This window comes from Sphingomonas sediminicola, assembly GCF_014489515.1.
Classification (GTDB): Bacteria; Pseudomonadota; Alphaproteobacteria; order Sphingomonadales; family Sphingomonadaceae; genus Sphingomicrobium; species Sphingomicrobium sediminicola.
In genome coordinates, this window is the sequence record NZ_CP060782.1 from 1,032,780 (window position 1) to 1,045,727 (window position 12,948).

Consider the following 12,948-nt stretch of genomic DNA (forward strand, 5'->3'; position numbering starts at 1 on the left):
CGGCTCAATTGCCGGCAGAGACGCGATTCTTCCGGTAGATCGCGAAGAGGATCAGCAGGAATGCCGTAAGGCGGAAGAGATAGATAGCTCCTCTTTCCTCTGTCGGAATGTCTGCCAGCGCGAGGATCGACTGGCCCACCCCCAGCAATGCGAACGCCAAAGCGAAGGCGAGGAACAGCCCGTCCCGCGAACGGTGCCAGTAGCGCAGGAAGAACAGCCCGCAGACCAGGAAGCCAAAGGCGACGGCGCCGGATAGGAAGTCGTACAGGGTCATCGATCAGTCCTCTGCAGCGTCCCAGATGAAGCCCCAAATCAGCGAGACGACCGCCGCCAGCGCCAGCAGAAGTCTCGGTAAACGCAGGTCGGTCTCGGGTTGGGGCCAGACCACGAGATCGAGGACGAGGACCAGGTTGTTCAGCGCGAGGAATGCGAAGCAGATGCTGCTCCACAACAGCAAGCGGATACTTGAGCGGCTGTAGCTGCGCCCGAGTAGCCACGCGCAGGCGGAGCTCGTCAGGAAACACAGGACGTAAACGACTGCCGGGAAGACTTCGCTCATCCTCAGTCCTTCCGCAGTTTGAAAGCGTTTGCGAACGCCGCAGCACCGCTGGTCGTCGAGGAGACGATTGCGCGGCGGACCGCGTCGGGCCGGACGGTGTAAACCTGCTCGAGCTGATCGACGCAGGCGGCGACCTCGTCGTTGACCGGCATGTATACTGCCCCCTCGGCTTCGGTCGACGCTAGACCGGCCGATACGAGCGCGTCGAGAGCCTTGCTGACCACGAGTTCGCTCGCCCGCATGGTGGCAACCAGCTCGTCCCGCGACCAGACGCGTTGGTCGCGCTTGAGCATGAGTAGGAGCTCGAGGGCCCATACCGACCGAAAGCTGGATCCGATGAACCGGAGAAGGTCTTCGGAAGGACTCACTTCGGATTGTCGGGAATGAGCAGTCCAGACATAGGACCGGCCCTAGCGAGCCAATGCGTGCTCACGCAACCGCCGAAATGACCTATCCAAAGTGAGGTTCATTTTTATGAAGCGGAAACTAATTCGGTCGACTAGTGTCTTGTTCGCCGCAGCCGGGGGCTGCATGTTTTCAACCGGGCGGGGGGAGTAAAACCGACCGGAGAGTAAGAGTGAACGTCCAAGCCCAGCGGGACTTTATCGACCGCCGCCAGCTCGTCAGCGCTCTTCGTGCGCTGAGACGGGGCGACTTCACCGTTCGTTTGCCCGAGGCCGTCGATGGAATCGACGGCGAGATTGCCAGCCTCTTCAACGAGGTGGTCGGCATGAACGAGGCGATCACCGAGGAATTCGAGCGCCTGTCGAAGGTCGTCGGCAAGGAAGGCAAGATCACCCAGCGCGCCCGTGTTCGTGGTGCCAGCGGCGGGTGGGACAGCAAGCTTCGAGCCGTCAACGAGCTCATCGACGACATGGTGCAGCCGACCGCGGAAGTTTCGCGAGTGATCGGCGCGGTCGCGAAGGGCGACCTTTCTCAATCGATGACCACGGAGATCGACGGACGTCCGCTGCGGGGCGAATTCCTCCGTATCGGCAAGGTCGTGAACACGATGGTCGAGCAGCTCGCGTCTTTCGCTTCCGAAGTGACGCGCGTGGCCCGCGAAGTGGGCACCGAGGGCAAGCTCGGTGGCCAGGCACGCGTGAAAGGCGTCGCCGGGACCTGGGCCGACCTGACCGACAACGTGAACGCGATGGCCACCAACCTTACCGGTCAGGTCCGCAACATCGCCGAGGTGACCACCGCGGTTGCCCGCGGCGACTTGTCCAAGAAGATCACCGTGGAGGTGAAGGGCGAGATCTTGGAGCTGAAGAACACCATCAACGTCATGGTGGACCAGCTCAACGGCTTCGCGTCGGAGGTGACCCGCGTGGCTCGCGAGGTGGGCACGGAAGGAAAGCTGGGCGGTCAGGCGCGTGTCGAAGGCGTCGCCGGTACGTGGAAGGACCTCACGGACAATGTGAACCTGATGGCTGAGAATCTCACCGGCCAGGTCCGCAACATCGCAGAGGTGACCACCGCCGTGGCTCGCGGCGACCTCTCCAAGAAGATCACCGTCGACGTGAAGGGCGAGATCCTCGAGCTCAAGAACACCATCAACACCATGGTGGATCAGCTCAACGGCTTCGCTTCGGAAGTGACTCGCGTGGCCCGCGAGGTCGGCACTGAAGGCAACCTCGGCGGACAGGCGCAGGTGCCGGGCGTTGCAGGCACGTGGAAGGATCTCACCGACAACGTGAACCTGATGGCCGCGAACCTTACCGGCCAGGTGCGTAACATCGCCGAAGTGACCACCGCCGTGGCTCGCGGTGACTTGTCCAAGAAGATCACCGTCGACGTGCGCGGCGAAATTCTGGAGCTGAAGGACACCATCAACACGATGGTGGACCAGCTCAACTCGTTCGCGTCCGAGGTGACCCGCGTGGCCCGCGAAGTGGGCTCGGAAGGCAAGCTCGGCGGTCAGGCGCAGGTGGAAGGCGTTGCCGGGACCTGGGCGGACCTTACCGACAGCGTGAACCTGATGGCCGGCAATTTGACCGGTCAGGTCCGCAACATCGCCGAAGTGACCACCGCCGTCGCCAAGGGCGACTTGTCCAAGAAGATCACCGTCGACGTGAAGGGTGAAATCCTCGAGCTGAAGAACACCATCAATACGATGGTGGACCAGCTGAACGCCTTCGCCTCCGAAGTGACCCGCGTGGCCCGCGAAGTGGGAACGGAAGGAAAGCTGGGCGGTCAGGCGCAGGTTGAAGGCGTCGGCGGCACGTGGGCCGATTTGACCGACAACGTGAACCTGATGGCCGCGAACCTGACGGGTCAGGTCCGCAACATCGCCGAGGTGACGACGGCCGTGGCGCTGGGCGACCTATCCAAGAAGATCACCGTCGACGTAAAGGGTGAAATCCTTGAGCTGAAGAACACCATCAACGTCATGGTGGACCAGCTGAACTCGTTCGCATCGGAAGTGACTCGCGTTGCCCGCGAGGTCGGCACCGAGGGCCGCCTCGGCGGTCAGGCGCAGGTGGAAGGCGTCGGCGGCACCTGGAAGGACCTCACCGACAATGTGAACGCCATGGCCGCGAACTTGACGGGCCAGGTGCGCAACATCGCCGAAGTGACGACCGCCGTGGCCAGCGGCGACCTGTCGAAGAAGATCACCGTCGATGTGAAGGGCGAGATCCTTGAGCTCAAGAACACCATCAACGTCATGGTGGACCAGCTGAACTCGTTCGCATCGGAAGTTACGCGCGTGGCGCGCGAGGTGGGAACGGAAGGAAAGCTCGGCGGTCAGGCACAGGTGCGCGGCGTCGGCGGCACCTGGAAAGATCTCACCGACAATGTGAACCTGATGGCCGAGAACCTCACCGGCCAGGTCCGCAACATCGCCGACGTGACCACCGCGGTCGCGAAGGGCGACTTGTCGAAGAAGATTACCGTTGACGTTAAGGGCGAAATTCTCGCCCTCAAGAACACGATCAACACCATGGTCGATCAGCTCAACGGCTTCGCGTCCGAAGTGACCCGCGTGGCTCGCGAAGTGGGTACCGAGGGCAAGCTCGGCGGTCAGGCGCAGGTGCCGGGCGTCGGCGGCACGTGGAAGGACCTTACCGACAACGTGAACCTGATGGCGACCAACCTCACCAATCAGGTCCGCGGCATCGCCGAAGTCGTGACCGCGGTTGCTCAGGGCAACCTCAAGCGGAAGCTGACCGTGGACGCCAAGGGCGAAATCGCGGCCCTCGCCGACACCATCAACTTCATGATCGATACGCTTTCGACGTTCGGCGACCAGGTCACGAACATGGCCCGCGAGGTCGGCATCGAAGGCAAGCTCGGCGGGCAGGCGAGGGTGCCGGGCGCCGCAGGCTTGTGGCGCGACCTCACGGACAACGTGAACCAGCTCGCCGCGAACCTGACCAACCAGGTGCGGTCGATCGCCGAAGTGTCGACCGCGGTGACCAAGGGCGACCTTACCCGCTCCATCGCCGTCGAGGCGCAGGGCGAGATGGCTGCGCTCAAGGACAACATCAATGAGATGATCCTCAACCTGAAGGAGCAGACGCTCAAGAATGCGGAGCAGGATTGGCTGAAGACCAACCTCGCCCGCTTCTCGCGCATGCTTCAGGGCGAGCGCGATCTCGCGACCGTGTCGAACCTGATCATGTCCGAGCTCGCGCCGCTGGTGAACGCGCAATACGGCGTGTTCTACGTTTCCAAGCGCGAGGACGACGAGACCAAGCTCGAGCTGGTCGCCAGCTACGGAGCGGAGAGTCAGGACGAACTGAAGCAGGAATTCGGCCTTCGCGAAGGCCTGATCGGTCAGGCGGCTGCGGATCGCCGGCCCATACTCCTTAAGGACGTACCGCCCGATTTCATCCGCATCGGCTCCGGACTTGGTCATGCCCGTCCCGCGAGCGTCAGCATCCTGCCCGCGCTGTTCGAAGACGAAGTGAAAGCGGTCATCGAGCTCGCTTCGTTCAACGAGTTCAACGAAACCCACCAAAGCTTCCTCGACCAGCTGATGGAATCGGTCGGCATCGTCTTGAACACGATCGCTGCGACCATGCGCACCGAGGGGCTCCTCAAGCAGTCGCAGCTGCTCACGCAGGAACTTCAGGCTCGACAGACTGAGCTCACCCGCAAGCAGCAGGAACTCCACGCGACCAACGAGGAGCTTCAGGAGAAAGCGCAGCTGCTCGAGAACGAGAAAAAGCAGGTCGAAGCGAAGAATATCGAAATCGAAATGGCCCGCCGAGCGGTCGAGGAGAAGGCCGAGCAGCTTGCGCTCACCTCGAAGTACAAGTCCGAATTCCTGGCGAACATGAGCCACGAGCTGCGGACGCCGCTCAACTCGCTGCTGATCCTGTCGAAACTCCTGTCCGACAACGCCCAGGGGAACCTCAACGACAAGCAGGTGGAGTTTGCGAAGACCATCAACTCGGCCGGCTCGGATCTTCTCAACCTCATCAACGACATTCTCGATCTTTCGAAGATTGAGTCCGGAACGGTGACCATCGAGGTCGGCGAAATGCCCGTGCAGCACCTCAAGCAGCACATGGAGCGCACGTTCCGTCAGCTCGCCGCGGACAAAGGCCTCGACTTCAACGTCGAGGTCGAAGGCAAGCTGCCGCAGACGATCCGCACCGACGAGAAGAGGCTGCAGCAGATCGTCCTCAACCTGCTGTCGAACGCCTTCAAGTTCACCTCGAAAGGCAGCGTTACCCTTGGAATCAGCTGTGCCGAGAGCGGCTGGAGTCCCAACCATCCGGTACTACGCAATGCCGACCGCGCGATGGAGATTTCGGTCACGGATACCGGCATCGGTATTCCCGAAGACAAGCAGAAGCTCATCTTCGAAGCCTTCCAGCAGGCGGACGGCACGACGAGCCGCAAATATGGCGGTACGGGCCTCGGGCTTTCGATCAGCCGCGAAATCGCACGCCTTCTGGGGGTGAGCTTCAGGTGCGTTCGAAGCCAGGCGAAGGCTCGACCTTCACGCTCTACGTGCCGCTCGAAGCGGAATTGACCTCCACAGCCGCGATCGGGACGCCTGCGCGCTACGACAACAGCGGTGCGGTCGTTCCCACCGCCCTGCCGACCGAGTTCGAGGTCAGCGACGATCGGGACCGGATCGGCAAGGATTCGTTCGTGCTCATCGTCGAGGACGATCCAACATTCGCATCCATCCTACTTGATGCGGCGCATGAGGCTGGATTGAAGGGTGTCGTCTCGACTGCGGGGGCGGGCACACTCAACATGGCGCGCAAGCTTCAACCAACGGCGATAACGCTCGACCTGGGCCTAGCCGATATCGACGGCTTCGTGCTCCTCGATCTCCTCAAGCACGACCCTGAAACCAAACATATTCCGGTGCATGTGATTTCCGGCGCCGACCGAAGCCGGTCGGTTATTGGCATGGGCGCTTCGGGGTGACGGAGAAGCCTGCGGAGCGCGACGAATTGGTCCGGATCTTCCGTCCGCTGGTCGAGGAATCGCAGAAGCAGAAGCCGCGTCGGCGCAAGAAACTCGGCGATGCGCCCCTGCCGTCGACACGGCCGGTTCCTGAGCTTGCCGGAGCGAAAGTTCTGATCGTCGACGACGACATTCGCAACATCTTCTCCCTGACAAGCGTTCTGGAAAGTCACGATGTTGAAGTGCTCCATGCGGAGCGGGGTAAGGACGGTATCTTGATCCTGGAGCAGACGCCGGGCGTCGATGCGGCGCTGATCGACATCATGATGCCGGAAATGGACGGCTACGAGACTATGCAGCAGATCCGCAGGCGCCCGGAGCTGGCGGACTTGGCGCTTATCGCCGTCACCGCGAAGGCCATGAAAGGCGATCGCCAGAAGTGCCTCGATGCCGGCGCATCCGATTACATCGCGAAGCCCGTCGATATCGAGCTGCTGCTTGCGTTGCTCCGGGTCTGGGTGGCGCGGGCGCGCGAAGCCTCGGCATCCTCCGCTCCAATGGAGGCGGCAGAGTAAGGAATGATCCGTCCTGTGACTGAAGTTTCGGTAAATCCACTGGCGGAAGAAGGAGCGGCGGCCTTCGCTTCCGAGAGGGGCGGCCACGCGTCCTTCTGGTCGACGATGACGAGCGGAACCTTCTCGCGGTTGCGACCGTCCTTGAGGATCTCGGCGAAGTGGTCCTGGCGCGATCGGGCGAGGAAGCTCTCAGGCACCTGCTGAGGGGCGAGTTCGCCGTCATCCTGCTCGACGTCTACATGCCGGGCATGGACGGCTACGAGACCGCCCAGATCATCCGCAGCCGCCACCAGACCAAGGGCATTCCGATCGTCTTCCTGTCGGCGGTCAACAAGGAAACCGAACATCTCCTCCGCGGTTATTCCATGGGTGCGGTGGATTATGTCTTCAAACCCGTCGACCCGGTCGTCCTGCGGTCCAAGGTCACCGTCTTCGTCGACCTGTTCGCGAAAACCAAGGAGATCGAGCGAAAGGCCGCGCAGGAGCAGGCTCTCCTCGACGCGACGATCCGAGCGAACGCGGAGCGACTGAAGGCCGAGCAGGAATTGCGCCGCGCCGAGCAACGGCAGGCCGCGATCATCCAGTCCTTGCCGATGGTTCTCTATCTGGAACCCTATGACTCGGAACGGCGCTGGCCCCACTATGTCAGCGGCGACCTTCGTGCGATCACTGGATTCTCGTTCGAAGACGTACAGAAGCAGCCGGACATTTGGTCCGAACGGCTTCACCCTGATGATCGCGACACGGTTGATGCAGCGCTTGGCATGCGCCGCGAGAGCGGGCGGAGTTCCGTCGAATATCGATGGCAGTGCGCGGACGGGACGTACCGGCACTTCCTAGACCAGGCGGTGCTCCTGAAAGACAGCGACGGTCGTCCGCTAGAATTCGCCGGAACGCTTACGGACGTCACCGAACAACGCTCATTAGAGATGAAGCTGGTTCAGGCGCAGAAGATGGACGCGATCGGCAAGCTGACCGGCGGAATTGCGCACGATTTCAACAATCTGCTTGCGGCGGTGATCGGCGGGCTCGGGCTTATCGAGAAGCGCGCGAACCTTGCTGAAGGCGAGGCTCGAATCCTGGGTATGACGAAGCGCGCCGCCGAACAGGGCAGTGAGCTGGTCCGTCGATTGCTCGCCTTTGCCCGCAAGCAGGCACTCGAACCGCGGCCGATCGGGATCGCCGCACTTCGGAATGCAGTGTCCGACCTGCTCACCCACACACTGGGCGGCCTGGTCGACCTCGATTGGCGCGTCGAGGGCGAGGTTCCCGATGCTTTTGCAGACCAAGCACAGCTCGAGCTTGCTTTAGTCAATCTGATCATCAACGCCCGCGACGCGATGCCGGGCGGAGGCACCGTAACGGTTTCGATCGAAAGCCGCCGTGCAGCCGAGGAAGAACTGCCAGGGCTTGCAGCCGGTGAATATGTTCGCATTTGCGTTTCGGATACGGGCAGCGGGATCGCACCGGAGCATCTGGAGAAGGTGCTCGAGCCCTTCTTCACTACGAAGGATGTGGGGAAGGGCAGCGGGCTCGGCCTTCCGATGGTCTACGGTTTCGCAAAGCAGTCGAACGGCGCGTTCCGTATCGACAGCAGCCTGGGTCGAGGGACCGCAGCCGAACTGTGGATACCACGTGCTCCGTATGACGCATCCGATCAGCCCTACGATGCCACAACAGACGAGCCCCTCGGCGAAAGGGCTACACGACCGCTCAAGATCTTGCTCGTGGACGATCATCCCGAGGTGCGAACCACCACGGCAGCAATGCTCGAGGAGCTAGGCCACTCGGTTGTCGAGGTTGCCAACGGCAAGGAGGCGCTCACCGCGTTGCAGAACGGGTCGAGCAGGTGTGACCTTTTGATCAGCGATTATGCGATGCCGCACCTGTCCGGGACGGAATTCGTTCGGCGGGCTCGCGAGCTTCATCCCGGAATACCGGCCCTTATCATAACGGGCTATGCGGAAACCGAAGCGGTGGCCGATCTACCAAAGAAGGTCGGCATCCTGCTCAAGCCGTTCAGGCCTCGAGCCCTCGAGAACGCCATTGCGCGCGCTTGCAATCCGGCAGCTGTTGCGACTTGAGCACCTTCCGATCGGTATCTCCCGAATAGAGAAATCAGAGCGGCGAACCGAGAAACTCTGCCGTTGCGAATGCATTAGGTCGACAAACGACGAATCGGAAATGGGATAACAGGTGTCTGGTTCCGAATTGCCAAGCGAGAAGGAAATCGAAGAGGCGCACAGCCGGTTGGCGGAGGGCCTCAAGAGCTGCCGTTCCGTAGTGGCAAACTACAAGGCCATGATTGCGAAAGATTCCGATGAGGGTGCGCAACCCGACCAGGAGCCTGAATCGAACCTCTAAAATGGTCAGTTTCCGGGAGCGCCCACGTCCACGCGAAGGATGGTGCCTTTCGTGAATGTCTTGGCAGCTTTGGCGAGATCCCTAGCAGTAATCGTCTTGAGTACGAGTCTCAGCTGTTCGTGAGACCGGCCACCGCCAGTTTCGACAAATTCCCGCATGAGTTTGGTGGCCAGTTCGTCATTGCTTTGGGCGGCGGTGACGTCGCGGCCGAGGATGTGGTTGCGTGCCGCCTCAGTTTCTGCGGCGGTCGGTGGTTCGCTCGCCAGAGTGGCGATCTGAGTGCGTAGCTCGATCTCCAGCGCATCGGCTTTGTCGGGATCGACCCCGGTCCAGATCGTCGCCCAGGTCTGCCGGCCATTCGTCCGCAGCGAGCTGTAGATGTGGTAGACGAGGCCTTTCTCGGTGATCGCCGACCGGCCGAGCCGTCCGGAATAATCATGGGTGAGAACGTAGAGCATCATTTGCCACGCAAGTGCCTCACGCGTGCCCGGCGGTGGCCCATCGACGACGTAGCCAAGTCCACCCTGTGAGAGTGGCTTCCCGATACGCTCCCGAACGACGTTGGGTCCGCGCGTTGGGGAGGGAGAGGGGCCGATTTTCCCCGGGCCGCCTGACCAAGTTTCTGTTCGAGCTTCCCAAAAGCCGTTGAGGTGTCGATATTCCCACTGACGATCACGGCGAGAGGCCGACCATTTCTCCCGGTCGGATCACCGATCTGGGCCGCGATAAGTTGCTGGATGCGTGTCTCCGGATCGTCGCTTTTGCTCTCAGCTGACGCCGGCCCGCTGCGAGAAGCCGCGATCACCTCGTCCAACAGGTCAGAAAGCTCAGACGGCTCACCGGAGCGAGAAACGGTTCCGAGGCCCGGCAGATCACTGGGCCGCTCACCGTCCTTGACCGGGGAATCAAGAAGGAGCTCGACCGTTACGGTGTCGGAGAGCGGGCTCGATTGAACGATGGCGGATAAACCACCGGGAAGTCGGCGCAGCTCCGGTTGGGTCGTGGTTTCCGAATTTGCCGGCGCGCCGTTTCGATCGGCCGCCGGCTTCGGATTGCCGGATCCGAGGGCTTCAACGGGCAAATTGCCAGGGGCCATCCAGCCAACGGTGAGCCGATCGGGCGCGAAATAGTTCCGTGCAACGCGTTGCAGATCCGCAGCTGTGACGGATTGCACGTGACGGTTCATGTCGAGCAGCGCATCGAGAGCGCCAATTCCTTCGAAGTAGGCGAGCTGATGTGCGGCATCTTCGGTGGTCAGGACATCTGCCCTGAGGATGCGCGCGACCGCAGCCTTGGCATTGGCAAGTTGAGCCGGAGAGACTGGACGATCGCGAAGCCCATCGATCCGTTTTGCAATCTCTCGTTCGAGTTTTCCCGAATCCGCTGTCGGCTCGATCGACCCGCTGATCATGAACAAGAATGGATCACGAGTAGCGGGCAGCCAGGTCGCGATGTCACGCGTCGTTCCGAAAAGGAGAGAACCTTCAATTGCACGCGTTCCGGACCAGCCGCTTTGGCGCGGGTTCACGCCGGGAGTGCCTGCCAAGACCTGCTGGAGGACAAGAAAAGCAGCAAAGTCCTGATTGGACGCAGCCGGGGCGGGAAATGCGAGCTGGAAATATTGCCGATAGACCGAACCGAGCAGTTGCGTGCGGCGCTCGCCGCGCTGGGGAAGCTCGGCTGTATAGTGAGGCTGGGCGATTGGCCTGGCTGCGACATTGGCGAAGGCCCGCTCGACCAGCGCCTTCGCCCGCTTCAGATCGATGTCGCCGGAAATCGCAAGGACCGCATTTCCCGGCGCGTAATGGCTGGCGTAATAGGCTTGGGCATCACTGATGGTCAGGCGTTCGACGTCGCTCACATATCCGGCCATCGGACTCCCATAAGGATGAGATTGAAGCGCGGTCCGAACGACGGCGTCCTGCAGGACGCCCGAGGGGTCATTCTCGTAGCTGTGGAGTTCCGTGATGACCGCGCCCTTTTCGGCTTCGATCGATGCGGGGTCGATGACGGTTCTCGCCATCCGGTCCGCTTCTATCTTCAGGAGCAGTTCGAGATCGCCCTTCGGCATGGTCGCGAAGTAGGTCGTCTGGTCCATCGCGGTGTAGCCGTGCCACTCGCCGCCCGCGTCGTAGATCGCTTCGGTCGCGCCAGCCTTCGGGAAGTTCGCGCTTCCGCGAAACGCGAGATGCTCGAGGAAATGTGCAAGACCGGTCTTGCCGGTTATCTCAGCGGCAGAACCACTCTTGTAGAGCATCTGGACGCTGACGACCGGAAAACTGTGGTCTTCCAGCATGATGACCGTGAGGCCGATCGGAAGATGGCTGACGTCGGCGCGCCTGAGGTCGAGTTCCGCCGAGGCCGGCGCAGCGATCGTCAGTGCGGCTGTCGCGAAGAGAATCTGGATCGCTTTCATCAGGCGGCATTGAAGCCAAAGCTGCGGACGTTAGTCTAGCGTAATGAACGCGGGGCACGTCTTTCATCGGTTCACGTCCGCGCGCCCTCCCATCGCCACACGCGGCGAAGGCATTTACCTGTCCGATAGTGAGGGTCGCCGTTTCGTCGACGCGTGCGGGGGTGCAGCCGTGTCGTGCCTCGGCCACGGACATGCTGAAATCGCTGCAGCGGTTGCCGAGCAGGCTGCGCGACTGGAGTTCATTCACACCGGCTTCTTCACGACCGACGCCGCAGAAGAACTCGCCACGGTCATGGCCGACATGTCGCCGGGCTCACTCGACCGCGTCTGGTTTACGGGAAGCGGATCGGAAGCGGTTGAGGCCGCGCTGAAACTTTCGCGGCAATATCATCTTGAAAGGGGTGACACTGCACGCAGCCGCGTGATTGCACGCCGCCAGAGCTATCACGGCAATACGCTCGGCGCTCTCGCGGCGGGTGGGAGCGTCTGGCGGCGCGCACCTTACGAGCCGCTCCTCATCGACGTCTCTGTCGTCGATCCATGTTTCGAATATCGCTTCGCCGAGCCGGGCGAGAGCGCGGAAGATTATGGCCGGCGGGCCGCGCGGGCGCTCGAAGACGAGATTATTCGCCTCGGCCCGGAGACGATCATCGCATTCCTGGCAGAAACGGTGGTCGGAGCGACTGCCGGCGCTGTCCCCCGGCAGGCGAATACCTCAGGCATGTCCGTGAGATCTGCGACCTCTACGGCGTCCTGCTGATTCTCGACGAGGTTATGTGTGGCTCGGGCAGGACGGGCACCTTCTTGTCCTGCGAGCAGGATGGCGTGGTCCCTGACATCGTGACGCTCGGGAAGGGGCTGGGCGCCGGATACCAGCCGATCGGGCGGTGATCTGCACTAGCGAAGTCTATGATGCTGTCGCGCGGGGCTCTGGCGCGCTCAAGCATGGTCAAACCTACAATGCGCATCCGGTGGGCTGTGCGGCCGGTTTGGCGGTTCAGCGCGTCATCCAGCGCGACGGGCTTCTCGACCGAGTCAACGAGGCTGGTGATTACCTTTCGTCGCTACTGAGAAGCCGCTTCGGCAATCATCCCAATATCGGCGACATCCGCGGCCGGGGATTGCTCATCGCGTTGGAGATTGTCGCTGACCGGCAGACGAAGGCTCCGTTCGATCCGGAGCTTGCGATGCACCAGCGGGCCAAGGCCGACGCTTTCAATCGAGGGCTGCTGATCTACCCCGGTGGAGGAACGATTGACGGTCGGAACGGCGACCACATCCTTCTCGCGCCGCCCTATAACGTCACCGACGACGAACTCGCCATGATCGTCGATCTCCTCGCTCAAACATTGGATTCGATCCTGCCGTCATGACCCGCGATCCCCGCTACGACATTCTATTCGAACCCGTCCGCATTGGCCCGGTGACGGCGCGTAACCGTTTCTACCAGGTGCCGCATTGCACGGGCATTGGCTGGACCCAGCCAGAGACCTTGGCCCGGCTTCGAGGGATCAAGGCCGAAGGAGGCTGGGCGGTTGTCGCCACGGAAGAGACGGAAATCCATCCGACGGGCGACTGCGAGCCCTTCCATGAGGGGCGCCTCTGGGACGACCGGGACATTCCGGCGATGGCAATCATGGCCGACGCAGTCCACGAGCATG

General features: G+C 61.9%; 11 protein-coding genes and 2 pseudogenes. 8 read left to right on the plus strand and 5 right to left on the minus strand.

The genetic code is table 11. The annotated features are described in order from the left end of the window. Positions 1-4: 4 nt before the first annotated feature. From H9L14_RS05625 to H9L14_RS05635, 3 genes are read right to left on the minus strand one after another with little or no spacing between them, the layout of a single operon-like run. Positions 5-274, minus strand: a complete 270-nt coding sequence (locus H9L14_RS05625; RefSeq protein WP_187709554.1) for a DUF5985 family protein — start codon at positions 272-274, stop codon at positions 5-7. Between the two features lie 3 nt (positions 275-277). Continuing rightward, positions 278-559, minus strand: coding sequence for a DUF5985 family protein (locus tag H9L14_RS05630; protein ID WP_187709555.1), 282 nt, complete (start codon positions 557-559; stop codon positions 278-280). 2 nt (positions 560-561) lie between these two features. Continuing rightward, the gene (locus tag H9L14_RS05635; RefSeq protein WP_187709556.1) at positions 562-852 is read right to left on the minus strand and encodes a hypothetical protein; all 291 of its coding nucleotides are present in this window, start codon (positions 850-852) and stop codon (positions 562-564) included. Positions 853-1,136: 284 nt separating this feature from the next. Here H9L14_RS05635 and H9L14_RS05640 point away from each other — a divergent pair, with 284 nt between their 5' ends. The 5 genes from H9L14_RS05640 (at position 1,137) to H9L14_RS05650 (ending at position 8,871) form a co-directional block, all read left to right on the plus strand. Then, positions 1,137-5,546, plus strand: coding sequence for a HAMP domain-containing protein (locus H9L14_RS05640; protein WP_222949934.1), 4,410 nt, complete (start codon positions 1,137-1,139; stop codon positions 5,544-5,546). After that, positions 5,483-5,953 (plus strand): response regulator, encoded by a 471-nt coding sequence (locus H9L14_RS15005; RefSeq protein ID WP_222949935.1) that lies wholly within the window; start codon positions 5,483-5,485, stop codon positions 5,951-5,953. Before H9L14_RS05640 ends, H9L14_RS15005 begins: the two co-directional genes overlap by 64 nt. Continuing rightward, positions 5,950-6,507: a response regulator gene (locus H9L14_RS15010; RefSeq protein WP_222949936.1), complete on the plus strand. Its 558-nt coding sequence runs from the start codon at positions 5,950-5,952 to the stop codon at positions 6,505-6,507. The genes H9L14_RS15005 and H9L14_RS15010 overlap by 4 nt, the downstream gene beginning before the upstream one ends. 95 nt (positions 6,508-6,602) lie before the next feature. Then, positions 6,603-8,591 (plus strand): response regulator, encoded by a 1,989-nt coding sequence (locus H9L14_RS05645; RefSeq protein WP_187709876.1) that lies wholly within the window; start codon positions 6,603-6,605, stop codon positions 8,589-8,591. Positions 8,592-8,703: 112 nt separating this feature from the next. Then, positions 8,704-8,871, plus strand: a complete 168-nt coding sequence (locus tag H9L14_RS05650) for a hypothetical protein (protein ID WP_187709557.1) — start codon at positions 8,704-8,706, stop codon at positions 8,869-8,871. Between the two features lie 5 nt (positions 8,872-8,876). Here H9L14_RS05650 and H9L14_RS05655 read toward each other — a convergent pair whose 3' ends face one another. Next, positions 8,877-9,416 carry an insulinase family protein gene (locus H9L14_RS05655; protein ID WP_246444754.1) on the minus strand — a complete coding sequence of 180 codons (540 nt, stop codon included), beginning with the start codon at positions 9,414-9,416 and terminating at the stop codon, positions 8,877-8,879. After that, complete coding sequence (locus H9L14_RS05660; protein WP_187709559.1) at positions 9,329-11,287, minus strand: M16 family metallopeptidase; 1,959 nt, start codon at positions 11,285-11,287, stop codon at positions 9,329-9,331. Before H9L14_RS05660 ends, H9L14_RS05655 begins: the two co-directional genes overlap by 88 nt. A 43-nt stretch (positions 11,288-11,330) precedes the next feature. Between H9L14_RS05660 and H9L14_RS16530 the strand changes: the two are divergent. The 3 genes and pseudogenes from H9L14_RS16530 to H9L14_RS16540 all read left to right on the plus strand — a co-directional run. After that, a pseudogene (locus H9L14_RS16530) lies at positions 11,331-12,178 on the plus strand (aminotransferase class III-fold pyridoxal phosphate-dependent enzyme). Continuing rightward, positions 12,175-12,660, plus strand: a complete 486-nt coding sequence (locus H9L14_RS16535) for an aminotransferase class III-fold pyridoxal phosphate-dependent enzyme (RefSeq protein ID WP_222949939.1) — start codon at positions 12,175-12,177, stop codon at positions 12,658-12,660. Before H9L14_RS16530 ends, H9L14_RS16535 begins: the two are co-directional and overlap by 4 nt. Beyond that, positions 12,657-12,932 (plus strand): annotated as a pseudogene (locus H9L14_RS16540) (oxidoreductase); the annotation flags it as partial. The gene H9L14_RS16535 and the pseudogene H9L14_RS16540, both read left to right, overlap by 4 nt. Positions 12,933-12,948 lie beyond the last annotated feature (16 nt).

Coding starts and splice junctions, on each gene's coding strand:
- H9L14_RS05625 (WP_187709554.1), bottom strand. CDS start 274: ATGACCCTGTACGACTTCCTATCCGGCGCCGTCGCCTTTGGCTTCCTG.
- H9L14_RS05630 (WP_187709555.1), bottom strand. CDS start 559: ATGAGCGAAGTCTTCCCGGCAGTCGTTTACGTCCTGTGTTTCCTGACG.
- H9L14_RS05660 (WP_187709559.1), bottom strand. CDS start 11,287: ATGAAAGCGATCCAGATTCTCTTCGCGACAGCCGCACTGACGATCGCT.
- H9L14_RS05635 (WP_187709556.1), bottom strand. CDS start 852: ATGCTCAAGCGCGACCAACGCGTCTGGTCGCGGGACGAGCTGGTTGCC.